Source organism: Sorangium sp. So ce119, from assembly GCF_051524405.1.
In the GTDB taxonomy this organism is placed as follows: domain Bacteria; phylum Myxococcota_A; class Polyangia; order Polyangiales; family Polyangiaceae; genus Sorangium; species Sorangium cellulosum_G.
The window spans coordinates 7294885-7321144 of record NZ_CP150310.1 but is presented as its reverse complement, the minus strand read 5'-3'; the positions used below and the strand labels follow the sequence as shown (position 1 = coordinate 7321144).

Here is a 26260-nt window from a genome sequence, read left to right as displayed (position 1 = left end):
CATAGCCGAGGTCCGCGCCGCGATCTACCTCCCGGGACGGTAGATCGAGCACTCGGACGGAACATCGTGATGTGCGTTCTGCCCTCTGCGCGCTCCTGATGTTTCGAGTGTTTCACGCGCTCCGCGCTGGTCCGCGCGCGTCCATGTCGCTCCGAGCTCGTCCGGCGTGTTTCGTGTCGTGGTCCGCGTTGTTTCACGTTGGTTCACGTACGATGGCCCGCCGGGGCGCAAGTTCCTTGAGGATCCGCGCCCGCGCCCGCATCATGTCGCGCGCCCATGATCTGCCCGCGCTGCCATCGCGGTTACGCCGACCGTTCGTACGCGTTCTGCCCCGACGACGGCGCCCGCCTGGTCCAGTCCCTCTCGGCCGCGCCGCCCGCGCAGCCGACGCGGCAGTTCGGCGCCGTCCTCGAGGATCGCTACGTCATCCAGGGCTTCATCGGCGCGGGCGGGATGTCGCGCGTGTACCTCGCCGTGGACAGCCACACGAAGGAGCAGGTCGCGATCAAGATCCTGAACCGCAGCTTCGCGGCCGACCGGACCCAGCGGGAGCGGTTCCTCCGCGAGCTCGAGGTGGCGGCCGAGCTCGGGCACCCGAACATCATCCGGGTCCTCGACGCGGGCGATCGCAAGGACGGGTCCCCCTTCATCGTGCTCGAGCTCCTCACCGGCGAGTCGCTCGGCGTCCTGCTCCGCCGCGAGGTGGCCATGAGCGAGGCCGTCGCGCTGCCGCTGATCCGGCAGGCGGCGTCGGCGCTCGCCGCCGCGCACGCGGCCGGGATCATCCACCGCGACGTGAAGCCGGACAACATGTTCCTCGTCCGCTCCGCGGGCGGCCCGCGCGTGATCAAGATGATGGATTTCGGCTTCGCGAAGCTGCGATCGGGCCCCACGACCGCGGCGGGCCTCGTGCTGGGCACCGTCCCCTACATGGCCCCGGAGCAGGCCCTCGCCGATCCCGTCGACGGCCGCACCGACGTCTATGCCCTCGGCATCACGATGTTCCGCATGCTCGCGGGCCAGCTCCCGTTCTCCTCGCCGGACGACGTGGTGGTCGTCGCCCAGCACGCGTGCACCGCGGCCCCCCGGCTGAGCACGATCCGCCCCGGCATCGATCGGCGCATCGAGGCGCTGGTCGCCACCGCGCTCCGCAAGCTGCCCGGCAACCGCTTCGACTCGATGCAATCGCTCCTGGAGGACGTCGAGCGAATCCTCGGCGTCCGCCCCGGCGAGCCGATCGGGGCGCCGCTCAGGAAGACCCCGGACGTCTACGAGCCGGTGAACCCGGCGGCGCGCGAGGCGCTGAAGTTCCTGCGCCGCCAGCTCCCCTGAGCGCTCGCGCCGGGCGCGCCCCGATCACCGCGCGCCGAGGTCCTCGACGCGGTAGCCGTCCGGATAGGTGCGGGTCTTCTTCCTGGTGAGCAGGCGCGGCTCACGCCGGCGGGGCATGGCCCGCAGGACCGGGCCGCGCGCGCGGAGCGCCCCCTCGACGAGGCGCCGCAGGGCGGGCGAAGGCCGCGGCAGCCCGAGCGCGTCGAGCAGACGATCGTCGAAGATCGCGTGGACGACCCGCGCCCCGAGGGGCCGCAGCGCCCTCGGCAGCACCCAGCTCAGCATGAGGTCCCGCGTCGCGACGGCGAGCCTCCGGTTGTCCTCGGAGAACCGCATGTGCTCCGCCTCGAAGTCCACGTTGAACCGCTCGAACGCCTCGTAGCTAGGCGGGATGTCCCTGATGTTCATGAGCGCCCCGACCTGCTTCCAGTAGTGGTACGTCGCGAGCTTCTCCTTCCCGGTCAGCGGGCGCCAGCCGAAGCGCTCGTTCCAGCGCACGGGCTCGAAGACGAACGTCGACAGCGTGTACAGGTACTCGTCGTTCGGGATGGTGTAGCGCCTGTGCTGCTGGTTCATGCGCCGCAGCGCCGCCCGGCCGCGCTCGCTGTCGTATCCGTTCTCCAGCATCTCGGAGAGGATGAGCACCGTGTCGTCGTAACGCTTCTGGGTGCGCTCCAGGAACTCGCCAGTCCGCACGAGGAGCGGTGAGCTCTTCGCGATGCCGAAGATGCGGACCAGCGCGAGCTCCAGGGCGCGCTGCGTGTCCCACGGGAAATCGTAGCACGTCGAGAGAAATGTGATCTCCTGGTGATCCTCGACGGGGTCGAGGTTCGCCTCGATGTGGTCGCGGATCGCATGGCGCGATCGCGACTCGGGGGGGAGCCAGCGCATGGAGATCTCCTGTCGCGTATCCGCTCGATGTCGACTCGGTATCTACCATCAACCCTCCGCGGCTCCTGCCGGAAACGTCGTTGACGTTGTCGAGCGGTTATCGAACGGATGAAATGCGCCCGGGCGGACGTGGCGCGCGGACGCGGCGCGCGGACGCGGCGCGCCCTGGGCCCAGGGCCGGGGGAGGCGGGCGCCCGGCGGCGAGCAGGCGGTGACCGGCGGCGGCGGCCGGGCCGGCGGCCGCGACGATCGCGGACCTGCGACCCCGGGGCTCGAGGGGCTCAGTCGTGCGGGCGTCGGGGCGTGCGCGGGCTGCGCGCAGGTGCCACCCTAGCTCCGTGCGGCCCGTCATTGACGACATGATCCAGGAGCTCCTCACACGCCACCGCTCGAGCGGCAGGGTGGACCTCAACGACATCGCCGAGGTCATCGATCGCCGGGCGGTCTCGTACGAGGAGGTGGAGCACATCATCGATCGGCTCGAGTCCGAGGGCCTCCGCGTCGCCGAGCCGCTGGATCCGGGGGACGTCGAGGTGCTCCGCGCCGTCCTCGAGAGCGCCAGGCGGCTCGCCGCCGAGCTAGGGCGCAGGCCCACCATCGGCGAGATCGCGCTGGCCTGTGGCCATGCCCCGCACGCGGTGCGCCGGGCGCTGGAACAAGCGGGGCGCGCCAAGGCTTGTTGAGAGGGGCGTGCGGCCCGCGCCGGGCGCGTCGCGGCGCGGCGCGGCAAGGCGCAGCGACGGCGCAAGGGAGCGACCCAGAGCGAAACCAACAAAACGAAAGGGCACCTTCGTTGATGGAAGACCGGAGCTCTACAGCGGTGTTACTATGGAGATGGAGGGGTGCTCTGTAGCCGTAATCGATTGTTTCATCTACGCATCAGGGGGAAGGAAGGCTGGCCCGATGAACATCACGATCACGTTCCGGCACATGGTGGGTACCGAGGCCGTCAAGAAGCACGCGCACGAGAAGGTGGCCAAGCTTCAGAAATTCCTGAGGCAGGCGATGACGGCGCAGGTGACCCTCTCGGTCGAGGGCCTGGACCACGTCGCCGACGTGCGCCTCTCCTCGGGCAGCCTGGCGTTCCAGGCGACCGAGCGGGGTGAGGATATGTACGCCTCGATCGACATGGTGCTGGACAAGCTCGAGCGGCAGATCCGCGATGGCAAGGGACACACCATCGCCCGCAAGCGCAATGGCACGAGCGCGGGCGAGTACGCCGCCGAGGTGGAGCGAGAGGCCGCGGCGCGCTCCAGAACGTGAGCCAGCGCGCCTGCCGCTGAGGCCGCGGCGCGCTCCCGGATGTGAGCCGCCGCGCTCGTCGCGGGCGCGGCGGCGCAGGGCGCTCGTCGCGCCTGCGACGGGCGCGGCGCGCTCCCCTGCGCAACCTGCCCGGGGAGCGCTGCCGCCGCGCCCGCGACGAGCGCGGCGGCAGCCCGCAGCGACGCGTCGACCACGGCGCGGGCGCAGCAGCGGAAGAACACCTCCCTCCGGACGGCTCCTCGCGATAGCGTCCTTGAGTCGCGTACCCGAGGTACCCAGGGTACGATGGCAACGTCGGCGCGCCTGGCCCTGGCCGAGCGCAGCGCCGGCCGTGCCGCGTGCGCCACCCAGAGCCCCCTCACCTCGCCAGAGCGCCGAAACCAGCATGCAAGTCTGCGACATCTTGACCGCGCACCAGGTATCCGTCGCCAGCGAGCAGGAGGGGGTCGTCCGCTCGAAGGCGGACGCGCTCCGCCGGCTCGCCGCCCTGCTCGCGACAGGGCAGCAGGGGATCAAGAGCGAGGACGTCGAGCGGGTGCTCGCCGAGCGCGAGCGCCTCCAGTCCACCGGCGTCGGCAGCGGCGTGGCCATCCCCCACGGCGCCATGGAGGGCGTCGAGCGGCTGATCGGCGCGGTCCTGCTCTGCCCGAAGCCGATCGACTTCGACGCGATCGACGGGGCGCCGGTGTCCATCCTCGTCGCCGTGGTCGGGCCGAAGCGGGCCACCGGGGAGCACCTCAAGACCCTGGCGCGCATCTCGCGGCTGCTGCGGGACGAGACGTTCAGGAAGCGGTTGCTCGGCGCCTCGACCGGGCGGGCGGCGTTCGAGCTCATCGCCGCGGAGGAAGGGAGGTCGGTACCGTGAGCGACGCGCGCGGCAGCAGACAGGACGGGGACCGGGGCGACCGGGGCGCTCCGCCGGGCGGCGGAGGGCGGGTGGACCGCCCCGTGCTCACGGTGCGGAGCCTGATGGCCGACGAGGGGCTCGGCATCGAGCTCTCGCTGATCGCGGGCGCGGCGGGCCTCGACCGGCCCATCATGAACACCCGCATCCAGAAATCGGGGCTCGCGCTCGTCGGCCACTTCCACGGCATCGTCCCGACGCGGGTGCAGATCCTCGGCCAGACCGAGCTCTCGTTCCTCCACAAGCTCTCGCGCGAGGACCGGCTCCTGTCGCTGCGCGGCTTCTTCGAGCTCGGCCTGTGCTGCGTCATCCTCACGCAGGGCGACCAGCCGTTCGAGACGAACAGCTCCGGGATCGGCTTCTTCCCCGTGCCGGAGCTCGCGCAGTGCGCCGAGGAGTCCGGGACGCCGCTGCTGATCTCGGCGGTGCGGTCGAGCGTGACGATCACCGCGCTGCACGCGCTGCTCGACGATCGCCTGGCGCCGCGCATCCGCCTGCACGGCGTGCTCGTCGACGTCTTCGGCGTGGGGCTCCTGCTCATGGGGTCGAGCGCGATCGGCAAGAGCGAGTGCGCGCTCGATCTGGTGATGCGCGGCCACCGGCTCGTGGCCGACGACGCCGTGGAGTGCGACTACCGCCCGCCCGGCATGGTGTTCGGCGCCCCGGCGGAGCTCCTCCGCTACCACCTCGAGGTGCGCGGCCTCGGCATCCTCAACGTGAAGGACCTCTTCGGCGTCACCTCGATCCGCGAGCGCAAGCGCATCGACGTCGTGGTGAAGCTCGTCGAGTGGTCGAAGGACACCGAGTACGACCGGCTCGGGCTCGACGAGCGGTACCACACGATCCTCGGCGTGAAGATCCGGGAGCTCGTCATCCCGGTGCGGCCCGGCCGCGACATGGCGTCGATCCTCGAGGTCGCCGCGCGCAACGAGCTCCTGAAGAACGCCGGGTTCCACGCGGCGCGCGAGTTCTTCGGCAACGTCGAGGGCGAGTTGCTCGGCGAGCGCACGCCGGAGGAGTCGTCGGTGCCGCCGCCCGTCAGGTTCGCGGAGGAGGGGACGCAGCGGAGCGCGGCGCCGCCCGGCCCGCCCCGGCCGCCGCGGCCCGGCCACGACAGGGACGCGCCGAGCCCGCCGAGCAGCGCCTTCCGGCAGCCCCCGGACCGGGGGAGGCCGCCCCCCGACCGACCGGGCTCCGGGTTCGTCGCCACGGAGTCGTCGGTGAGCCTGCCGCGGCCGAGGAGGCGAGGGTGAGCGGCGCGAGCGGTCCTCCGCAGCCGCCGGCGCACGCGCCGTCCGAGGCGGCGCCGGGGCGGGTCGTCGTGGTCACGGGGCTGTCCGGCGCGGGCAAGTCGACGGCGCTCCACGCGCTGGAGGACCTCGGCTTCTTCTGCGTCGACAACCTCCCGACGTCGCTCGTCCGGCCGGCGGTCGAGGCGTGCGAGGCGGGCGGGATCACCCGCATCGGGCTCGGCATCGACGTCCGGGTCGGCTCGTTCCTCGCGGGCGCCACGGCGGCGCTCGACCAGATCCGCGTCGGCCGCGACGTCGTGATCCTCTTCCTCGACGCCTCGGACGAGACGCTGCTCCGGCGCTTCAGCGAGACGCGGCGCCCCCACCCGCTGACCACCGGCGGCAGCGGCGCCATCGCGATGCTCGACGGCGTCCTCCTCGAGCGCGAGCGGCTCGCGTCGCTGCGGGCCCGGGCCACCATCGAGCTCGACACGACGCGGCTGTCGACGCACGACCTGCGCCGCGTCGTCCTCGAGCGGCTGCGCCCGGCCAAGGTGGATCTGCCCGTGATGTCCACCCGCTTCGTCTCGTTCGGTTACAAGTACGGCATCCCGCTCGACGCCGACCTGCTCCTCGACGTCCGCTTCCTCGACAACCCGTATTTCGTCCACGGCCTGCGCGAGCTGACCGGCAACGACGAGCCGGTGCGGGACTACATCCTCAAGAACCCGGACGCCCTCGAGTTCATCGGCAGGACGGAGCAGCTCCTGTCGTTCTGCATGCCGCGCTACGCCAGCGAGGGGAAGAGCTACCTCACCGTCGGCATCGGGTGCACCGGCGGCCGGCACCGGTCCGTCGTGCTCACCAACGTCCTCAGCGACAGCCTGCGGCGGAAGACGGGGCTCCCGATCACGGTCGTTCATCGAGACGTCGCCCGGGCGAGCGGGAGTATAGTACCCTCGGTGGGCGAGGGGCTGGCCGGGACCCCGAGCGTGGACCTCCGGCTGACGCCGACTGGGGTGGCCGCGCCGGAGTCTCGCCCGGCATCGGGCAAGAGCGTGACGGGGGGCGAGCGGTGACGACCGATGCGGTGACGAGGCGTTTCACCATCATCAATGTGCGAGGGCTGCACGCGCGCGCCGCGACGAAGCTCGTGCAGCTCGCCGGGCGGTACGACTGCGAGATCTCGCTGACCGGGCCTGATGGGCAGTCGGCCAACGCGAAGAGCGTGATGGGCGTGCTCCTGCTCTGCGGCTCGATGGGCACGCAGATCGAGGTCCGCGCGACGGGCGATCAGGCCGGCGAGGCGGTCTCGGCGATCGGCGAGCTCATCGCCGCGCGCTTCGGAGAGCCCGAGTGACGCGCGGCCGGAGCGCGCTCCCCGCGGGGCTCCCGGGCGACCGTCCCGTGGCGGCGGACGCCGCCGGCGGCGAGGCGGCGGAGTCCGGCGTCCGGAGCGACGCGATGGCGCCGGGGGCCCGGAGCGACCTGGCGCCGCCGACGGCCCGGAGCGACCCGGCGCCGGCTGGCGCCCGGCGCGACTCGGCGCCGCCCGCGGCCCGGGGCGACTCGATGCCGCCCGGGGCCCGGAACGACTCGATGCCGCCCGGGGCCCGGACCGAGACGCTGCGCGGCATCTCCGGCTCGCCGGGCGTCGCCATCGGCTCCGCCGTCGTGATCGGCGGCCACCGGACGGATCACCCGCGCCGCCGCGTCAGCTCCAGCGAGATCGCGGCGGAGCTCGCGCGCTTCGAGGCCGCTGTCGAGCGCGCGCAGGACGAGCTCCGCGACATGTCGAAGCGCCTCGGCAACCACCGCGCCGAGGCGTCGATCCTCGAGGCGTACCTCCTGATGCTCGGCGACGAGACGCTCGCGGACGCCGTGAAGCGCCAGGTCACCGAGGAGCGGCGCTGCGCCGAGTGGGCGGTGGCGGCCGCGTGCGAGGCGATCGCGGGCCGCTTCGCCGCGCTCGACGACCCGTACCTGCGCGAGCGCAGCCACGACGTGAACTTCGTCGGCGAGCGCCTGCTGCGCGCGTTCACGCTCCCGCCCCAGGAGCCGCCGTCGTCGCGGGACACGTCGCCGCTCTCCACCCGCAGCCTGATCGAGCTGCAGAACTCGATCGCCATGCCGGCGACGTTCGGCGCGGCGATCCCGCGCTTCTCCGGGCCGACCATCGTCGTCGCGCACGACCTGTCGCCGGCCGACACGGCGGCGATGGTCGACGAGCCGGTCGTCGGCTTCGTCACGGAGGTCGGCACCCGCACGAGCCACACCTCGATCATGGCCCGCGCGCTGGAGATCCCGGCCGTGGTCGGCGTGAGCGACGTGCTCCAGCGCGTGATCACGGGCGACGTGGTCGTGATCGACGGCCTGCGCGGCACGGTCATCGTGCGCCCCGGGCCCGCCGAGCTCGCCGAGGCGCGCGCCCGCGCCGAGCGCCACGTCGCGCTCGCCAAGGAGCTCTCCGAGTCGCGGCACCGCGCGGCCGAGTCGAAGGACGGGGTCAAGGTGTCGCTCCGGGCCAACGTCGAGCTCCCGGCCGAGGCGATCCTCGCGCGCGACCAGGGCGCCGACGGCATCGGCCTCTACCGGACCGAGTTCCTCTACATCGATCGCAAGTCCCCGCCCACCGAGGACCAGCAGTTCGAGATCTTCCGCGCCGTCGTCGAGGCGCTCCGCCCGAAGCCGGTCACGCTGCGCACGTTCGACATCGGCGGCGACAAGTTCGTCTCCACCTTCCAGGTTCCGCCCGAGATGAACCCGATGCTCGGCCTCCGCGCCGTGCGGCTCGCGCTCTCGCGGCCCGACGTGTTCCTCGAGCACCTGCGCGCCATGGTGCGCGCCTCCGCCTACGGCGACGTGCGGATCATGATCCCCATGGTCGCCGGCCTCGGCGAGCTCCGGCAGGTGCGCGCGATGCTCCGCCGCGCGCAGGAGCAGGTGCGCGCCCGCGGGCAGCCCTGCGCCGACGAGATCCCGCTCGGCGTGATGATCGAGGTGCCGTCGGCGGCGATCATGGTCGATCACTTCGCGCGCGAGGCCGCGTTCCTGAGCCTCGGGACGAACGACCTCATCCAGTACGCGCTCGCGGTCGACCGGACCAGCCGCTCGCTCGCCTACCTCGCCTCGCCGTTCGATCCGTCGATCCTCCGGCTGATCACGAAGGTGATCCAGGCGGGCCAGGATTTCGGCCGGCCGGTCTCGCTCTGCGGCGCCATGGCGAGCGACCCGCTGGCCGCCCTGCTCCTGCTCGGCCTCGGCCTCCGCGACTTCTCGATGGAGGCGGCGGCGATCCCGGAGATCAAGGAGACGCTCCGGCGCGTGTCGGTCGCCGAGGCCGAGGCGGTCGCGGCCGAGGCGCTCGCGTGCGCCACGGCCGAGGAGGTCGAGTGCTGCGTCGCCGCGGCGTTCGCCCCGGATCTCTTCGACCTGCTCACGGGGGAGCGCGGCGCGAAGTGACCTGCGTCGCAGGTCGACGGCCTCGTCGTCTTCACCTCGTTTTCGCTTGAGCTCGCGTGGCGGGCTTCCTAGCGTGACAGCGCTTCATGAAGTCCTGTAAAGCCATGGATGCGGCGCCGGGCGCGTCCCGCGTGTCGCGCGCGCTCGCCGCCGGCGCGCTCGTGCTCGGCCTGTGCGCGGCGGGCTGCGAGCAGGAGCAGCCGCCCACGCGCCTCGTGGGGCAGGCGCACCTGACGCTGCTCCACACGTCGGACATCCACTCGCGGCTGTTCCCGTACAACCTGCAGCTCGGCCAGGTCGACGCGGGGCTCGGCCTCGGCGAGGCGACCACGATCGCGAACGTCGGCGGCGCCGCGCGGATGTCCCACATCATCGGCCGCGAGCGCGCGCGGTCGTCGCGCGCGCTGCACCTCGACGGCGGCGACTGCTTCCAGGGCGCGCCGATCTTCAACTTCTACGCGGGCGAGGCGGAGATCCGCACCCTCGGCGCGATGGGCGTCGACGCGATGATCGTCGCCAACCACGAGTTCGACCGCGGCGCGCTGAACCTCGGCATCCAGCTCCAGCACAACGCCGGCTTCCCCATCCTCGCCGCGAACTACCAGCTCGAGGACCCGGCGCAGCCCGGCGCCTCGCCGCTCGGCGCGATCCTGCAGCCGTTCACGGTCTTCGATCTCGAGGGCCTCCGGGTCGGCGTCATCGGCATGGGCAACCTCTCCAGCCTGACGTCGATCTTCGAGGCGCCGAACCGGCTCGGGATCACCCCGCTCAGCACCACCGAGGTCGCCCAGTTCTACGTCGACCTGCTCCGCCCCACGGTGGACGTCATCGTCTTCGTCACCCACCTCGGGCTCGACGTCGACGAGCGGATGATCGAGACGACGACGGGCATCGACGTCGTGCTCGGCGGGCACAACCACATCGTGCTCCAGCCGCCGAAGCATGTCCGCGACTGCTCGCGGTACTACGACGAGGAGAAGCAGAGCCACTACATCCTGCTGAACGACGAGCGCTCCCCCGAGGAAGGCGAGAAGCTCCGCCGCTACTGCAAGCCGCGCGACGTGGTGCTCGCGCACTCCGGCGCGTTCGCGAAGTTCGTCGGCCGCCTCGACCTCGTGCTGTCCAGGGACCCCTCGGAGCTCGGCGCCGACTACGACCCGTTGAACGGCTACGAGGTGGTCTCGAACCGGTACGAGCTCTTCCCGGTGACCGAGGACGTGCCGGCCGATCCGATCGTGGCGTCGGTGCTCGAGCCGTACGGGCAGGGGCTCGACGCGCTCGCGAACCTCGACCTTCTGGTCGGCTACGCGCTCGACGGCTCGCGCCGCGTCTCGACGAGCGGCGGCGACTCGCCGCTCGGCAACCTGATCGCCACGGCGATGTGGCTGCGCCTCGGCATCCAGACCGATTTCGCGCTGACGAACACGACGGGCATCCGCGCCGACCTCGTGCCGGGCCCGGTGACGGTCGAGCAGATGTACAACATCTTCCCCTTCGACAACTCGATCTCGAAGATGCAGCTCTCCGGGCTGGAGGTGCAGGACCTCTTCGACTTCGTAGCGCGCCGCTCGGCCGGCCGCGGGTGCGTGTCGCAGGCGCAGATCGCGGGCGCGCGGGTCGTCATCGACTGCGCCGCCCGCGCCTCCGGGGGCGCCGCGCCCGGCGTCGCGACCCGCGTCTACATCGGCGCGCACGAGCCGCGGATCGCGTGCCCGAACGGCGACGCCGACTGCCCGGGCGGCGCGGTGGGGAGCTGCGACGTCGAGGCCAACCGGTGCTGGCAGCCGATCGACCCGCTCGCGACCTACGAGCTCGCGACGTCGAACTACCTCGCGCAGGGCGGCAGCGGGTTCCGGGTGCTCCAGCGCAACACGACGCAGTTCGACACCCAGGTGCAGCAGCGCGACGCGCTCATCGATTACATCCGCGCCGGCAGCCCGTGCGGCGCGGGCGACGACGGCAAGCTGCCGTCGTGCCGCGTGGACGGCGACTGCGCCGAGGCGCTCGGCGAGGGCTACGTCTGCGCGTGCCCCGAGTCGGTCGTCGAGGGGCCGGTGTGCCGGACCGGCGACGCCCCGTGCTCCGCGGGGGCGTGCGTGCTCGCGCGCTGCCGCGACGACGTGGCCGGCTACCAGCGCGACGTCTGCGCGGCGGCGCCCACGGCCGAGCTGCAGCGGCAGTGCGAGGGCGCGCTGGCCCCGTGCAGCGCCGCCGGCGAGCAGTGCAAGTACCTCGCGTGCGTCGACCGCCGGCTCGGCAACTTCTCCGACGGCCGCCTGCGGATGGTGGGCCAGTGACGGCGCGGGTGCGGGCGAGGCGTTGCGCGGCGCTCACGGCGTCCACGATGCTCGCGGCCACGGCCCTCGCCGGGTGCGGCAGCGACGGCGGGCCCCTCCGCGGGGTCTCGAGCTTCTGGGTCAAGGTCGAGAAGGTGAACGGGGAGGCGCCGCCGTCCGCCGACGAGCCCCTGCCGGCCAACCGCGGCGACACGGTGGACACCTGGGACTTCCGGATCGAGGCGCGCGACCCCGCCGGCCGCCGGGCGGATTTCGACGGCATGGTCCGGCTCAGCGTCGAGCCCGGGGCCGTGATCGACGTCGAGTCCGACGACGAGGGCGTCGCGGTCGGGCGCAACATCCTCCTGCGCGACGGCGTCGCGGTGGGCGCGGTCCACGTGACGGCCGTCTACGGCCCCACCCGGCTGTGGGCCGAGGACATCGGCTACCTGCCCGCGCCCCGCGACGTGCGCGACCGCCCCGCGTGCTCGAACGGCGCCAACGACGACGCCCCCGGCGACGTGCTCATCGATTTCCCCGCCGACCCCGGGTGCGCCTTCGCCGACGACGACACCGAGGAGGGGGGCACCTTCAGCGCCGGCGCCTCCAAGCCCGTCGCCTACGCCCTGCCGCGCGTCGCCGACGTCCAGGGCGGCGGCTCGGCGACGCCCTACGCGTTCGAGGGGATCCAGATCAACACCGCGGCTCCCCAGCGCGTCGTTGTCACGCGCGTCGCGAGCGACGGCTTCTACGTCACCGATCTGGCCGGCCAGGAGAGCGGCTATAACCACCTCTTCGCGTACAACTTCAACACCCCTTCCAACATGCGTGTCTGCGATCGGCTCGAGTACCTCGCGGGCACCGTGAACGAGTTCTTCGGCTTCACCGAGCTCTCATTTCCCTCCTACGAGATCGCGCGCGTCGAGGAAGGGGAGGCGTGCGCGGTCCCGGAGCCGGCCCTGCTCGACGGGCGGACGATCGCCGACGCGGGGGCCATGGAGCGCCTCGAGAGCGGGCTCGTGCGCGTCGAGGGCGTCCACATCAGCAAGAACTTCGGCCCGCGGCCCGCGCGCGACAATGTGTTCGCCCCGGACCAGTCGAACTGCGACCTGAACGGCGACGGCCAGGTCGACTTCGAGAGCGCGGCCGAGGGGCGGTGCGCCAATGCGTGCTCGCGCGACCCCGAGTGCAGCGAGTGGACGAGCTACTCCGCGCGCGGCAACTACAAGGTCACGGACGGATCGACCATGATCCAGATCCAGACCGGCACGGTGAGCGAGTTCGATCCGACGTCGCACCGGGGCCAGGCGCTCGGCTCGGTGACTGGCACGCTCCGGAACTTCTCGGGCGGCTCGCTGAACTGGACCATCGAGGCCCGCTGTCCGGACGACCTCGTCTGCGACGCGCCCGGCTGCGCGCCCGCCGCGAAGACCTCGAAGGAGGCCTGCGTGCGGCCGCGCAGCCTCGACGACAACGACGCGGAGACCAACTAGCCCTCTCTCGTTCGCCGCGGCCGCGCCGCCCCGCCGCATCACCCAGGCCCCAAGGAAGTCCACCGCCCGCCATGCACCGAAGCGCGCTCCTAGCCCCCGCTGTTTCCGCGGCCCTTCTGCTCACCCTCGCGCCGGCGGCGCAGGCCCAGCCTCAGCCCGCCCCCGACCCGGCCGCGCCTGCGCCCCCGCAGGCGCCCGCCGCGCCGGCGCAGGAGCCCGCCGCGCCGGTCCTCGAGCCCGCCGTGCCGGCCCCGCCGCCCGCCCAGGTGCCCGCCGCGCAGCCGTCGCCCCCGGCGCCTCCTCCGCCGCCCCCGCCGCCCCCGGCGCTGTCCCAGGCGCCGATGCTGGCCGAGCTACCGCGCCCGCTGCCCGATCCGCCGCTCGACCCGGAGGAGCTGCCCGTCCGGGTGGGCGACGCCATGGACACGCGCCTCACCTGGACGCTCGGCGACGACGATCTGCTCCACGACACGGGCCAGACCCAGGCGATCTCGCCGAACCTGAGCGTCGGCGACCGCAAGCAATACCGGCTCTTCTTCGACAACCTGAACTCCCGCTTCAGCGGGCGCGAGAACCTGACGCACCTCGCGCTCTACAAGCGGATGCCGGGGTTCATCCCGCGGCTCGACACCGAGGCTTCGCTCGTCCTCCGCGTCGACCTCGGCGCGCTGTCCAGGAACAGCAACAACGTCAATCAGGCGTTCTACGACGCCGGGTCGTTCATCCGTGCCTTCTATCACACGGACGGCAGGGCCGACGGGAAGACCGGTGTCGGCGTCACGCTCTGGCCGCTCGACACCGACCGGTTCCGGCTCGGCTACCTCTACGACATCTCGTGGGGCGGCACGAACGCGTCGATCAACCAGTCGATCTTCCCGCGCATCATCGGCACCGCGCCCGGCGCGAAGGTCCAGTATGACGCCGAGCGGTTCAGCGTGTATGCCGGGTTCAAGATCGCCAGCCTGACGCAGACGGAGCGGGTGCTCGCCTCCGGGACGAGCGAGGTCGAGCGGGTCAGCATCTCGCAGTCGAACTACGGTTTCCTCGCCGGCGGCGGCGTCGAACTCCACCCCTACGTGCACGCCGACCTCGGCGCCGGATACTTCCAGCAGGGCAGGTTCGACTGGCCCGACGTCGCGGGCGAGCCGGTCTACACGTACGGCGCCTCGGCCCGCGTCGTCGCGCATACGAAGAACGAGCCGATCCCGCAGTCGGTGGACTTCCTGCTCTACCGCAACGACCCGAACAAGCCGCAGATCATCTTCAAGCCCGAGTCGTACACGCCGGGCAAGACGACGTGGGCGGTGAGCCTCGAGGCGTCGAACCTCTACCAGAACCTCAAGGACTTCGAGTCCGCGGGCGTGACCACCCATCAGGCGGCCCGCGCCGGGGCGCTCCAGGCGGTCATCAAGTCGGGGTACGCGCGCGCGAGCGTCACCGGCATCTACCGCGATCTGCCGTTCGTGCTGCGCAACCAGCCGAGCTTCATCCCGTTCCAGACGATCCCCGACACCCGCGGCGCCTCGACGTCCGACGAGCTGTTCTTCGCCCTGGCCGCCGACTACTACATCGCTTCCGCGCGGCTCACCCCCGGCCTCGGGGCGGGGCTCCAGCTCCCCGCCTCGTTCAGGACGACATCCTTCGACGCCTTCGACGCGCCGATCGCCCGCACGGTCGTCGTGCGCGAGCAGGGCAACCTGTCGATCCTCCCTTACAACACGTCCGCTGTCCCCATCGTCCAGGCCCGCGCGAGCCTCAGGTGGGATATCAGCAAGATCCTCTCCGCGGTCGCGTGGGTCCAGTACGTGCGCGACAACAACGGCACCTTCATGGAGCGCGACCCGTCCGAGGGCACGGTGGCGCTGCGCACCTTCGTGAGCCCCGACTTCTTCGGCCTCGGCACGAGCGTCCAGGCCCGCTACTGACGCGGCGGCCGCGCGCGGCCTCCCCCGTGCCCCGCGCGCCGCCCCCCCGGCGCCTCACCGCGGCTGGAACGCCTTGAACGCCGCCACGGCCCGCTGCGTGGTGCTCACGGTCTCGACGATGCGGAAGCCGCCGCGCAGGTAGAACCCCTCGAAATGCAGGACGCTCTCGCCCTCGGCGGGCTCGATCTCCCAGTAGCGCGAGAGCTCCTTCGACGTGCCGAGCACGGCGATCCGCCGCCACCCCGACGGGATCATCCCCGTCCATTCCGGCCCGCGCTTCTCCGTCAGCTCGAAGTCGTCGCGGCTGTGCTTCACCCGGAAGCTCGCGTCCGGGCCCGAGCCGATGCGCGCGTCGAGCATGCCCCCGGGCGGCCCCTTGGCCTCCTGGTCTTGCCGCCGCGGCCCGCGCTTGCTCACCCGGTAGCTCGCGACCGAGTGCGGGTCGAGGTAGTAGGTGCCCCCTTCCTTGCTCGCGCGCAGCCGCCCCGCGTAGATCGCCTGGCGCACGGCGCTCTCCGAGATCCCGAGCTGCTGCGCCGCCTCCGGCACCGTCACCGTGTAGCGCGTCCGCGGCGTGGTCACCGCCGCGTCGAGCGGCAGCCGCTTGCGCGCCACGCAGTCGAGCATCACGTGGAACGCCGGATCGCGGTACACGTCCGCCGTCGCGACGCTCCGGCCCGCGACCGAGGTCCTGTCCAGCAGCGGGTTCTCCGGGCCGAGGACGAGATCGGTCAGCTCGGCCTCGGACACCGACGGGTCCTTGGCCGCCGCCATCACCCGGCACAGGAACGTCCCGAGCTCGCCGGTCGGCGTCGCGAACTCGACCGTCTCGCCGGATAGCAGCGTGTATTGCGTCTTCATCTCGCCCCTTCGCAGCTCGTCGTGTGCGCTCACCACCGCCGCGCGCCGCACGCGTGCCCGGGGCCACGCGAGCCCGATCCGTCCACGAGGCGGACGGAGTCCCTCACCGGCGCCGGCACCGGCGCCCGCAGGCGGATCTCACCCGGCCGGGGAGGTCGGGCCGGCGGGCCCCGGCCCCGATGGACTCGAGAGACAGGACCGCCCGCACGTCACCCCGTCGGGCACGCGTTCAGCACCGCAGCTACGTATTACTGTATGCCCGTTCAGCTAGTTCCGTCTAGTGCCTTCGCGCGCCGATAGGACAAAACCCGTCCGGTGTCGGAGCGGAACTCCATCCGCAACTATCTGAAAACAATCATTTATTCTGTTGGCTTAGAACGAGCGAACCTCACGGAAAAATCATCGGCCCCTCCGGACAGGGCCGGCAGGGCGGCGCTCGGGCCGGCGAAGCGCCGGCCCCACGGGGGCGCTGTTCAGTATCTGAGCGCTGTCTGTTCAGGTAGCGAGCCGCTGCCGCGTCTCGGCGAGGGCCTGGATCGTGTCGGCGTCGTGGTCGCGGATGAGGTCCACGCCGTTGCGCGCGAACTGGACCGCCGCGGCCAGCGCGGTCCGGCTGCGCTCGCGGTCCATGGCCCACGCCGCGTGCCGCACGAGGAGCGCGAGCTCCAGCGCCCGGCCCAGGGTGATCGCCACCCGGCGGGCGCCCGCCTCGAGGCCGTCGCGGTCGGTGGCGCCCATCTCCTTGATCCACGCGCGGGCGTGCGACACAGCGCGCGACGCGGCCGTCTCGGCCTCGGCGAGCTTCGGCTCGACGACGCCGGTGAGGAGCCGCGCCACCTCGGCCGCGAGCACGTCGAGCGAGCTGTCCTTCTGGATCACCCGCAGCGCGTCGAGCGACAGCACGTTCGTCGTGCCCTCCCAGATCGGGAGCACCTGCGCGTCCCGGAGCAGCCGCGGCAGCCCCGTGTCCTCCACGTAGCCGGCCCCGCCGAACGCCTCGAGCACCTCGCTCAGCACCGACACCGCCTGCTTCGCGGTCGTGAGCTTCGTGATCGGGATGATCAGCCGCAGGAGCTTCGCCTCCGATTCGGTGAGCGAGCCCGTCTCCTCGCGCCCGAGCAGCTCGATCGCGCGGAAGGTCAGGTGGAAGGCGCCCTCGAACTCGGCCTGGAGCTCGGCGAGCGTGTCCATGTGCAGCGGCTTCTCGGCGAGCGACGAGCCGAACTGGACCCGGCGCTGGGCGTAGGAGCGCGCCAGCGCGAGCCCCCGGCGCATCGCCGCGACGGCGCTCACGGCGTTCCATGTGCGCGTGACGTTGAGCATCGGCGCGATCGCCCGGACCCCGTTCACGAGCCCGGCGACCGGCGTCGCCAGGGCGCCCTCGAGCGCGATCTCGGCGGTCGGGAGCTTCCGGGTGCCGAGCTTGTCCTTCAGCCGGTTGATCCGGATGCCCTCGCGGCGCCCCTCGTCGCCCGCGAGCTCCACGTAGAACAGCGCGAGCCCGCGGCTGCCCTCCGGGTTGCCCTCGGGGCGCGCGAGCGCGAGCGCCATCTCGGACGTGGCGGACGAGGCGAACCACTTCGTCCCGTGGAGCCGGTAGGCCCCGTCCGGCCCGGGCCGCGCCACGGTCTCGGTCCGCCCCACGTCCGAGCCGCCGGTCCGCTCCGTCATCCACTGCCCCGACGTCCACGCCCGCGCGGGGTCGCGGCTCGTCAGCCGGGGGACGGCGCGGTCGATCAGCGCGCGGTTGCCGCTCGCGAGCAGCGTGCGCGCGGCGCCGTCGGTCATCGCGAGCGGGCACGTGTACACGTCGCTGGACGGATCGAAGAGGTACGCGAGCGCGAACTGGTGGACCCGGGAGAAGGCGCCGTGCGCCCGCTCGTACGCCGCGGCGACGACCCCGCGCTCGCAGGCGATGCGGGCCGCCTCCTTCCAGAGCTGCGTCACCTCGACGTGGTCGACGCGCTGGCCCCAGGCGTCCCACGGCGTGAGCTTCGGCTCGTTCGGGCGATCCGCGAGCTGAAGGCGGTAGAGGTGGCCGCCCGCGAGCTCGCCCATCTCGTGCAGCGAGGGCGTTATCGACGCGGCCACCTCGCGCGGCAGCACGCGCGCGAGGTAGGACCGCAGCACGCGGTCGTCGTCGTACTGGTTCCCGAGCGTGGGGGGGTCTTGATAGAAAGCCACCGGCCGACTCCTGGGTTGGTGCGCCGCAGCCCGGGCGACGCGGGGTGTTCGCGTCGCCCGCGTTCCGCGCGCCCATGCGGGCACGCGCGGCGACTCGCAGCCTCGATAAACTCGAAGCTACTGAACCCGTCCCACCCGGTTCAACAGGAAGCCGAAGCCGCGTCGCGGTGACGCAGCGATCGGTGAACCTCTGCTGTCAATTTCGCTGCGATCGCCGGCTACTGTGCGCTATCCGGGTGCCTTGTCGCACGGAGAGAGGCACAGGTGGTCGCCTGTCCGGCTGTTCTTGACTTCTCCGATGCACCAATGCATATCGCTGGCGGTGAAGCTCTCGAACAAGGGTCGCTACGGTGTGCGCGCATTGTTCGATATCGCCTTCCACAATGACGGGCGGCCGACCCAGATCCGCGAGATCTCGGAGCGGGAGGTCATCCCGGCGCGCTTCCTCGAGCAGATCTTCCAGGATCTGAAGAAGGCCGGGCTCATCAGCTCGAAGCGGGGGCCGCGCGGCGGCTACCACCTCGCGCGGCCCGCGAGCGAGATCAGCCTGGGCGACGTGGTCCGCGCGCTGGAGGGGCCGGTCGCGGTGCTCGCGCCGGACGACGACGGCAGCCCCGAGGGCTCGCCGCTCGACCCGCCCACCGCGGTGTTCCACGATCTCGCGACCGCGATCGAGCGCTGCTTCGACTCGGTGTCGATCGCCGACGTCTGCGAGCGCGGCGTCGAGCTCGGCGTGCGCCGCAAGGGGCGGCCCGAGCGGTCGACCTACGTGATCTGAGCCGACGACCATGACAAGCCCCGACCGAGCCGCCCCGTCCACCGGCGTCCCCCGCGCACCCGCGGAGGACGCGGCAAAGCTCCCGCCGCTGCCGTCGCACCCGCGCGTCGTCGACAGCGTGCTCGACCTCGTGGGCGACACGCCGCTCTACGAGATCCGCCGCGTCGACGCGGCGACGCCCCGCGGGCGCGTCTTCGGCAAGGCCGAGCAGCAGAACCCGGGCGGCTCGCTGAAGGACCGCATCTGCCTCGCGATGATCGAGGGCGCCGAGGAGCGCGGGCTGCTCGGCGCCGGGCGCGGCGGCGTGGTCATCGAGCCGACGTCGGGCAACACCGGGATCGGGCTCGCGATCGTGTGCGCGGCCAAGGGCTACCGGTGCATCCTGACGATGCCGGCGAGCATGAGCCTCGAGCGGCGGCAGCTCCTCGAGGCCTACGGCGCGGAGGTCGTGCTGACCGAGCCCGAGGAGCAGATGGAGGGCGCCATCGCGAAGGCGCGCGCGCTCGCGGCCGAGATCCCGGGGGCGGTCATCCTCGGACAGTTCGACAACCCGGACAACCCGCGCGTCCACGCGGAGACCACGGCGCGGGAGATCCTGCACGCGATGGCCGGCCTCGACGACGCGCCCTCGCGGCCCGGTCCCCGGCAGTCGCTGACGATCGACGCGTTCGTCGCCGGCGTGGGGACGGGCGGGTCGGTGAGCGGCGTCGGGCGCGTGCTCAAGCGGGTGCGCCCCGGGACGCGGGTCATCGCGGTCGAGCCCGAGTCGTGCGCGACGATCTCGCGCGGCGAGCGCGGGCCCACGAAGATCCAGGGGCTCGCGGCCGGGTTCGTGCCCGAGAACTACGACCGGAAGGTGGTCGACGAGGTGCGGACGGTGAGCGATCGCGCCGCGTACGAGACGAAGGCGGCGCTCGCCCGGCAGGAGGGGCTGCTCGTCGGCATCAGCGCCGGCGCCGCGGTGCGCGTGGCGCTCGACGTCGCGCGCGAGCTCGGCCCGGACGCGAACGTCGTGACCGTCCTCTGCGACACGGGCGAGCGGTACTTCAGCCTCGACGAGTACTTCCGATGAGCGGCGGCGACGGCGAGACGGTCCGCGGGTGCGTGCTCCTCGTCGGCGCGGGGGGGATCGGCGGGCCCGCCGCGATCGCGCTCGCCGCGGGGGGCGTCCGCGACCTCCGGGTCGTCGACGACGACCAGGTCGAGATCACCAACCTGCACCGGCAGATCCTGTTCGACGACGGCGACGTCGGCCGCCCGAAGCTCGAGGCCTTCGCCGAGGCGCTGCGCCGCCGCTCCCCGCGGCTCCGCGTGGATCGCAGGAGCGGCCGCTTCACGCCGAGCGCGGCGGCGGCCCTGCTGCCGGGCGTCTCGGTCGTGGTCGACGCGACCGACAACTTCGCGTCGCGGTTCCTGATCGCCGACGTGTGCCGCCTCACCAGGACCCCGGTGGTGCACGCGGCCGCGGTGCGGTGGCGCGCGACGGTGATGGCGGTCTCGGCGGACGGGGGGCCTTGTTACCGCTGCCTGTTCGAGGACCTGCCGACCGGGGACGCGCCGGACTGCGCGACGGCCGGGGTGGCGGGCCCGGTGTGCGGCGTCGCCGGCGCGCTCGCGGCGGACCGGGCGCTCGCGATCCTGGCGGGCGACGGCTCGGTCTTCGGTCGGATCGCGACCTTCGACGGCCTCTCGGACACGCTGCGGAGCGTCCCTGTCGCCGCGCGGTCGACCTGCGCCCTGTGCGGCGAGCGCGCCGCGATCTCGACGATCGACGCCTCGCGTTACGTGAACGCGTGCGCGAGTGATCTCGACAGCGGCTCGCCGACCCACGTTGAAGGCGAGCGCGACAGCGACTCGCCGACCCACGTTGACGACGAGCGCGACAGCGACTCGCCGACCCACGTTGACGACGAGCGCGACAGCGGCTCGCCGACCCACGTTGAAGGCGAGCGCGACAGCGGCTCCCCGACCCACGTCGACTCCCGGACTCACGTTGATGGGGACCTCGAAAGTGGATCCCCGACCCACGTTGCAAGGAGCCGCGAAGGCGGCTCCCCGACCCACCTCAACACTGGAGAGCAATGACCATGGCTGACACCGCGACCGTCCGCATCCCGACCCCGCTCCGCACCCTCACCGGCGGGGAGGACGAGGTCAAAGCCGCCGGCGGCACCGTCGGCGAGCTCATCGAGAACCTCGAGAAGAGCTACCCGGGCATCCGCGACCGACTCCTCGACGAGAAGGGCGTGCGGCGCTTCGTGAACATCTTCGTCGGCGACGAGGACATCCGCTTCCTCGACGGGCTGAAGACGCCGGTGAAGGGCGGCGATCAGATCGCGATCGTCCCCGCGATCGCCGGGGGCTGAGGTGGACGACCCGCGCTATCTCCGCCAGGTGCTGCTCGCGGAGATCGGTCCACAGGGGCAGGCGAGGCTCGGGGCGGCGACGGCGCGCGTGCTCGGCGGCGGCGGCGGCGCCCCGCCGCTCGCGCACGAGGTGGCGGAGCGCTACGCGCGCGGCGCCGGGTTCGGTGCGGTCGCGGCGGGCGCGATCGATCTCGACGCGCTCGCGCCGGCCGACCTCGTGACGTCGCCCGCCGCGCGCGCGGTCCTGGCCGGGGCGCGGGCGGCGCTCGCCGAGATGCGCGCCGCGCTCGGCCTGAGCAGCGCGCGGCCCGGGAGCACGACGCCCAAGAGCACGTTGCCGAAGAGCACGTTGGAGGACGGCAGGTGAGGCACTCGCTCGTCCGTTCCCGCCGGATGGCGTCGGTCATCGACGCCGTGGGTGACACCCCGCTCGTGCGCCTCTCGCGGATCGGCCGCGAGACGCCCTCGGTCGAGGTGTACGCCAAGCTCGAGTTCACGAACCCCGGCGGCTCGGTGAAGGACCGCGCCGCGCTACGGATGATGAGCCGCGCGGCGGCCGACGGCCGCCTGACGAGCCAGAAGACGCTGATCGACTCGACGAGCGGCAACACCGGCGTCGCGTACTCGCTCTTCGGCGCGGCGATGGGCTTCAAGATCGCGCTCGTCATGCCGTCGAACGTGTCCAAGGCGCGCAAGGACATCGCGCGCGCGTTCGGCACGGAGCTCATCTTCAGCGACCCGATGGAGGGCTCCGACGGCGCGATCCGCCTCGTGCGCAAGCTGGTCGAGGAGAACCCGGAGAGGTACTTCTACCCGGACCAGTACTCGAACGAGGACAACCCGCTCGCCCACTACCACGGCACGGCGCGGGAGATCCTCGACGCGGTCGGCGACCGGATCACGCACTTCGTGGCCGGGATCGGCACGAGCGGCACCATCGTCGGGACGAGCCGCCGGCTCCGGGAGCACCACCGGCCGATCCGCTGCGTCGCGGTCGAGCCCGCGGACGCGCTCCACGGGCTGGAGGGGCTCAAGCACCTGCCGAGCTCCCTGGTCCCCGCGATCCACGACGAGGCCGCCTACCACGAGACGATGCGGATCACGACGGAGGACGGCTGGGACATGTCCGATCGCCTCGCGCGCGAGGAGGCGCTGCACGTGGGGCACTCCGGCGGCGCGGCCGTCTTCGCGGCCTTCGAGATCGCGAAGCGCCTGCACCGCGAACAGCAGGGCGGGTGCGTCGTCGCGATTGTCCCGGACCGGGGCGACCGCTATTTTGCGCCCATGAAATGGGAGAAGCGTTACGTATGGTGATGTCTCACCCGTGGACCGCCGGCGGGGTCGTCCTCAAGGCCAGCGTGCTCAAGGCCGTCGAGGCCGAGGCGCTCGCCGGCTACGCGCGCGACGAGGAGGCCTGCGGCTACCTGAGGGGGCCCGAGGGCGAGCCGCTGCTCTGCGACGAGCACGTCCGGATGGAGAACATCGCGAACAAGCTCCACGCCGTCGACCCGGAGCGGTACTTCCGGACGGCGCGGACGTTCTTCGACTTCAACGGCAAGCGCTTCTCCGACGCCGTCGAGAAGGGCGCCGCGGAGGGGCGCCCCGTCAAGGTGCTCTATCACTCGCACCTCGACGCCGGCGCCTACTTCAGCCCGACCGACGCCGCCATGATGAGCGGCGGCGAGCCGCCGGCCGAGGAGGGGGGCCAGATCGTGATGGGGCCCGGCCCGGCGTTCCCGCTCGCGTTCCTGGTCACCAGCGTGCGCGGCGGCGCCGACGAGGGGCGCCCCGACGCGGCGCCCCGCGTCGCCGAGCACCGCCTCTTCGTGTGGGACGGCGCCGCGTTCGTCGCGTCGACGTTCTCCGTCGTCGATTGATCTCACCGCGCCGGGGCCCGCGCTTCCGCCGCCCCGCGCCGCCCGCATCCGCTTGCAGGGGCTCTGCACCCCGAGGCCCGAGAGGCCGAGTCCGTAGTCGTCACTTGATCATCGAAGGAGTTGCCTAAATGTCAGGTTTTGTTGTCTGGTTCACCGGTTTGAGCGGCGCAGGCAAGAGCACGCTCGCGGCGATGCTCTCGGCCGAGCTCCGCGCCCGCTCCGTCCATGTGGAGGTGCTCGACGGCGACGAGGTGCGCACGAACCTCTCGAAGGGCCTCGGGTTCTCCAAGGAGGACCGCGATACGAACATCCGGCGGATCGGATACGTGGCGAAGCTGATCGCCCGTTCGGGCGCGTGCGCGATGACCGCCGCGATCAGCCCGTACAAGGCGATCCGTGACGAGCAGCGGGCGCAGACGCCGCATTTCGTCGAGGTGTACTGTTCCTGCACGATCCCGGTGCTCACCGAGCGGGACGCGAAGGGGCTCTACAAGAAGGCGCTCGCGGGCGAGATCAAGAACTTCACGGGCATCGACGACCCGTACGAGGCGCCCGAGAACCCCGAGGTCGTCGTCCACACCGACAAGGAGACCAAGGAGGAGAGCCTCGCGAAGATCCTCGCGAAGCTCGAGGAGCTCGGGTACGTCCCGCGCCGCGGCGCCGCCGTGGCGGTGTCCGGCGCCGCGGCCGCGGGGGCGGCGGCGGGCGGGGCCCGCGGGCTCATCGCGCCGCACGGCGGCGAGCTCGTGAACCGGTGGGCCGAGGGCGCGGAGAAGGCGGCGCTCGCGGAGCGGGCGAAGGGGCTGCCGGTCATCGAGCTCGACGAGCGCACGGAGAGCGACGTCGAGATGATCGCGGTCGGCGCGTTCTCGCCGCTGCGCGGCTTCATGAACTCGAAGGACTACCTGCGCGTCGTGCGCGAGATGCGGCTCGAGAACGGCCTGCCGTGGTCGATGCCGATCACGCTCGCCGTCTCGGAGCAGGCGGCCGAGGGGCTCCGCGTGGGCGGCGAGGCGGCGCTCCGCGCGCGCGACGGCCGCATCGTGGCGGTCATCGAGCTGAGCGACAAGTGGCGGCCGAACAAGGAGCTCGAGGCGCAGGAGGTCTTCCGGACGACCGAGACGAAGCACCCTGGTGTCGCGTACCTGATGGGCACGGGCCCCGTGTACGTCGGCGGCGAGATCCGCGTGCTCGAGCGGCCGGTCGAGTCGCCGTTCCCGGCGTACCACCGGGACCCGGCGGTGACGCGGGCGTACTTCGCCGAGAAGGGGTGGCGCCGCATCGTGGGCTTCCAGACCCGCAACCCGATCCACCGGGCGCACGAGTACATCACCAAGACGGCGCTGGAGATCTGCGACGGCCTGATGATCCACCCGCTCGTCGGCGCGACCAAGTCGGACGACATCCCGGCGGACGTGCGGATGCGGTGCTACGAGGAGCTCATCGCGAAGTACTATGTGAAGGACCGCGTGCTCCTCTCGATCTACCCGGCGGCGATGCGCTACGCGGGCCCGCGCGAGGCGATCTTCCACGCGCTCGCGCGCAAGAACTACGGCTGCTCGCACTTCATCGTGGGGCGCGATCACGCCGGCGTGGGAAGCTACTACGGCACGTACGACGCGCAGGAGCTCTTCAATGTGTTCAGCCCCGGCGAGCTCGGCATCACCACGCTCAACTTCGAGAACGCGTTCTACTCGACGGTGGTCGGCGCGATGGCCACGGCCAAGACGGCGCCGGGCGACGCGTCGACGCAGGTCAACCTGTCGGGCACGAAGGTGCGCGAGCTGCTCCAGCGCGGCGAGCTGCCGCCGCCGGAGTTCTCCCGCCCGGAGGTCGCGAGCATCCTCATCGAGGCGATGCGCAGCTCGAAGTGACCGTCCCGGCCTGACGGCCGCGGCGCGCGGCGCCGTCGATCGGGGCCGCGCGGCGCCGGGGACGGCGCGCGCGGCGCGCGCCGCGGTCCTCTCGCTGCTGACCGCGCTCGCCGGGCTCTCCGTGGGGGGGCCGGCGCGCGCGGACCTCAGCGACGACGCCGCCCGCGTCGCGCGGATATGGTCGCTCTCCGGCGCGCGGGTCGCGCGCCTTCCCCCTCTCTTCGTCGAGCACGGCCGCTCCAGGCTGATCGCGATCTCCCCGCCGCCGGCTGGCGCGGCTGGCGCTGCCGCCGGCGCGGGCGGTCGGGCCGGCGCCGCGGGCGCGGCCCGCGATCCCGGCGCGGGCCGCGTGAAGGCGGACGAGTGCCTCACGGTGGCGTTCCTCGCGCCCCGCATCGTGGAGTTCACGGTGGAGCCCGAGCTCGCCCCGGGCGACGCCTCCGCCCTCGAGGGCCTCGTCGGCCGGCTGCGCGGCCGGGATCCCGACGACGAGCGCCGCGTCCAGAGCGCCGCTGGCGCCGCGATGATCACGCGGTGCGGGCCCGCGCGCGAGGAGCTGCGGCGCGTGACGGTCGACATGCTCTCGTCGCGCGGCGCCCTCGACGTCGTCGTCGCGGCGTCGAGCGGGGTGCCGGACCGCGTCGCGTCGATCTTGCCGGAGCGGGCGTTCGGGCCTGTCGCGCCGCGCGGCGACCCGGGGCGGCCGGCGGAGCCCGGGCCGCTCGACGCCCGGGTCGGGCGGGCGGCGCGCCGGGCGCGCGCGGACGGGGCGCTGCGCGTCGTGCCGACGGACCTGCGCGCCTCGGTGGTCGGGACGGGGCAGTTCTCGGTCAAGCTCTCCGAGGGCTGCCATCGCGTCGACCTGATGGCCGAGGTGCCGAGCGCCACGGTGCGCCGCGCGACCGACATCGACGCGGAGGCGCGGGAGGCGGGCACGGGGCGGCTTCTCGATCGCGACCGGTCCGACGCGCCTGACGCGCGGCTCGATTTCTGCCTCGGCGAGCCCGGGGTCGTGGAGGTCCCTTTCCTCGGGGCCGCGGGCCCGGTGAAGGTCGTGCTGTCGGACGCGCAGTGGTCGTTGCCCCCCTACGTACCCGGGCACTTCGGCGCGCGCGCCCGGGGCAACCTGGCCGCCGCGCTCCACCGCCGCCATGCGCCCGCGCCCCGCGCCCAGCCGATCGCCGAGGCCGTCGGCACGCAGGGCGACACGCTCGTCCCGGTCCAGATCGAGCCGGGCCGCTGCTACTTCGCGGCGGCGGCGCTCGTCCGCGGCGAGCTGCGCGCGCTCCGGATCTCCGCCGAGCTGGGCGACCGCGCCGCGCGCGACGACGCCGGCGACCGCAGCGAGGGCGCCGGCGTCGCCTTCTGCTCCGATCTCGAGGAGAGCGCCGCCCTCCGCGTCGCCGCGCGCGGCAACTCGCCCGTCTGGGCGCTCGCGGTCTGGCCGATGGACTGACGACGGCGGGAGAGAAGAGAGATTGGAACCCCAGAGGCACAGAGGGCACAGAGGGGAGAGAAGAGAATCAATTAAATCATTTTCTC

At 72.6% G+C, this 26260-nt stretch carries 23 protein-coding genes; 20 read left to right on the top strand and 3 right to left on the bottom strand.

Annotation, left to right across the window (positions count from 1 at the left end):
* Positions 1–276: 276 nt before the first annotated feature.
* Positions 277–1332: a serine/threonine-protein kinase gene (locus WME76_RS27570; RefSeq protein ID WP_437955255.1), complete on the top strand. Its 1056-nt coding sequence runs from the start codon at positions 277–279 to the stop codon at positions 1330–1332.
* Between the two features lie 24 nt (positions 1333–1356).
* Here the strand turns inward: WME76_RS27570 and WME76_RS27565 are convergent, their stop codons facing one another.
* Positions 1357–2223, bottom strand: a complete 867-nt coding sequence (locus WME76_RS27565; protein WP_437955254.1) for an oxygenase MpaB family protein — start codon at positions 2221–2223, stop codon at positions 1357–1359.
* A gap of 338 nt (positions 2224–2561) precedes the next feature.
* On the opposite strand from WME76_RS27565, the gene WME76_RS27560 reads away from it, so the two are divergent.
* From WME76_RS27560 to WME76_RS27515, 10 genes are all read left to right on the top strand, one after another.
* On the top strand, positions 2562–2906 hold the full coding sequence (locus tag WME76_RS27560) for a sigma-70 domain-containing protein (RefSeq protein WP_433927697.1): 345 nt from the start codon (positions 2562–2564) through the stop codon (positions 2904–2906).
* Positions 2907–3126: 220 nt separating this feature from the next.
* Positions 3127–3486: a ribosome hibernation-promoting factor, HPF/YfiA family gene (gene hpf / locus WME76_RS27555; RefSeq protein WP_437955253.1), complete on the top strand. Its 360-nt coding sequence runs from the start codon at positions 3127–3129 to the stop codon at positions 3484–3486.
* Positions 3487–3871: 385 nt separating this feature from the next.
* Positions 3872–4351, top strand: coding sequence for a PTS sugar transporter subunit IIA (locus WME76_RS27550; RefSeq protein ID WP_437955252.1), 480 nt, complete (start codon positions 3872–3874; stop codon positions 4349–4351).
* Entirely contained in the window at positions 4348–5643 is a 1296-nt protein-coding gene (hprK, locus tag WME76_RS27545) for an HPr(Ser) kinase/phosphatase (RefSeq protein ID WP_437955251.1), read from the top strand. Before WME76_RS27550 ends, hprK begins: the two co-directional genes overlap by 4 nt.
* Complete coding sequence (gene rapZ, locus WME76_RS27540) at positions 5640–6701, top strand: RNase adapter RapZ (protein ID WP_437955250.1); 1062 nt, start codon at positions 5640–5642, stop codon at positions 6699–6701. The genes hprK and rapZ overlap by 4 nt, the downstream gene beginning before the upstream one ends.
* Positions 6702–6712: 11 nt before the next feature.
* The gene (locus tag WME76_RS27535; protein WP_433927693.1) at positions 6713–6982 is read left to right on the top strand and encodes an HPr family phosphocarrier protein; all 270 of its coding nucleotides are present in this window, start codon (positions 6713–6715) and stop codon (positions 6980–6982) included.
* Entirely contained in the window at positions 6979–9084 is a 2106-nt protein-coding gene (ptsP, locus tag WME76_RS27530) for a phosphoenolpyruvate--protein phosphotransferase (protein ID WP_437955249.1), read from the top strand. The genes WME76_RS27535 and ptsP overlap by 4 nt, the downstream gene beginning before the upstream one ends.
* An 86-nt stretch (positions 9085–9170) precedes the next feature.
* Positions 9171–11381 carry a bifunctional metallophosphatase/5'-nucleotidase gene (locus WME76_RS27525; RefSeq protein WP_437955248.1) on the top strand — a complete coding sequence of 737 codons (2211 nt, stop codon included), beginning with the start codon at positions 9171–9173 and terminating at the stop codon, positions 11379–11381.
* Between the two features lie 47 nt (positions 11382–11428).
* Positions 11429–12853 carry a hypothetical protein gene (locus WME76_RS27520; RefSeq protein ID WP_437955247.1) on the top strand — a complete coding sequence of 475 codons (1425 nt, stop codon included), beginning with the start codon at positions 11429–11431 and terminating at the stop codon, positions 12851–12853.
* 71 nt (positions 12854–12924) lie between these two features.
* Positions 12925–14778: a hypothetical protein gene (locus WME76_RS27515; RefSeq protein WP_437955246.1), complete on the top strand. Its 1854-nt coding sequence runs from the start codon at positions 12925–12927 to the stop codon at positions 14776–14778.
* Positions 14779–14832: 54 nt separating this feature from the next.
* Here the strand turns inward: WME76_RS27515 and WME76_RS27510 are convergent, their stop codons facing one another.
* Together WME76_RS27510 and WME76_RS27505 are read right to left on the bottom strand one after the other, a co-directional pair.
* On the bottom strand, positions 14833–15639 hold the full coding sequence (locus WME76_RS27510) for a helix-turn-helix domain-containing protein (RefSeq protein ID WP_061619089.1): 807 nt from the start codon (positions 15637–15639) through the stop codon (positions 14833–14835).
* A 495-nt stretch (positions 15640–16134) separates the two neighbouring features.
* Positions 16135–17823: an acyl-CoA dehydrogenase family protein gene (locus WME76_RS27505; RefSeq protein ID WP_437955245.1), complete on the bottom strand. Its 1689-nt coding sequence runs from the start codon at positions 17821–17823 to the stop codon at positions 16135–16137.
* Positions 17824–18121: 298 nt separating this feature from the next.
* Here WME76_RS27505 and WME76_RS27500 point away from each other — a divergent pair, with 298 nt between their 5' ends.
* The 9 genes from WME76_RS27500 to WME76_RS27460 all read left to right on the top strand — a co-directional run bounded on the left by WME76_RS27500 (position 18122) and on the right by WME76_RS27460 (position 26174).
* Positions 18122–18601, top strand: a complete 480-nt coding sequence (locus tag WME76_RS27500) for an RrF2 family transcriptional regulator (protein ID WP_437955244.1) — start codon at positions 18122–18124, stop codon at positions 18599–18601.
* Between the two features lie 10 nt (positions 18602–18611).
* On the top strand, positions 18612–19673 hold the full coding sequence (cysK, locus tag WME76_RS27495) for a cysteine synthase A (protein ID WP_437955243.1): 1062 nt from the start codon (positions 18612–18614) through the stop codon (positions 19671–19673).
* A complete protein-coding gene (locus WME76_RS27490; protein ID WP_437955242.1) occupies positions 19670–20686 on the top strand; it encodes a ThiF family adenylyltransferase in 1017 nt (338 codons plus the stop codon). The genes cysK and WME76_RS27490 overlap by 4 nt, the downstream gene beginning before the upstream one ends.
* Positions 20687–20688: 2 nt before the next feature.
* On the top strand, positions 20689–20967 hold the full coding sequence (locus WME76_RS27485) for a MoaD/ThiS family protein (protein WP_061619088.1): 279 nt from the start codon (positions 20689–20691) through the stop codon (positions 20965–20967).
* Position 20968: 1 nt separating this feature from the next.
* On the top strand, positions 20969–21334 hold the full coding sequence (locus tag WME76_RS27480; RefSeq protein WP_437955241.1) for a hypothetical protein: 366 nt from the start codon (positions 20969–20971) through the stop codon (positions 21332–21334).
* A complete protein-coding gene (locus WME76_RS27475) occupies positions 21331–22281 on the top strand; it encodes a PLP-dependent cysteine synthase family protein (protein WP_437955240.1) in 951 nt (316 codons plus the stop codon). Before WME76_RS27480 ends, WME76_RS27475 begins: the two co-directional genes overlap by 4 nt.
* Positions 22275–22844 (top strand): Mov34/MPN/PAD-1 family protein, encoded by a 570-nt coding sequence (locus tag WME76_RS27470; RefSeq protein ID WP_437955239.1) that lies wholly within the window; start codon positions 22275–22277, stop codon positions 22842–22844. The genes WME76_RS27475 and WME76_RS27470 overlap by 7 nt, the downstream gene beginning before the upstream one ends.
* A 128-nt stretch (positions 22845–22972) precedes the next feature.
* The gene (gene sat / locus WME76_RS27465; protein ID WP_437955238.1) at positions 22973–24718 is read left to right on the top strand and encodes a sulfate adenylyltransferase; all 1746 of its coding nucleotides are present in this window, start codon (positions 22973–22975) and stop codon (positions 24716–24718) included.
* A gap of 121 nt (positions 24719–24839) precedes the next feature.
* Positions 24840–26174: a hypothetical protein gene (locus tag WME76_RS27460; RefSeq protein ID WP_437955237.1), complete on the top strand. Its 1335-nt coding sequence runs from the start codon at positions 24840–24842 to the stop codon at positions 26172–26174.
* Positions 26175–26260 lie beyond the last annotated feature (86 nt).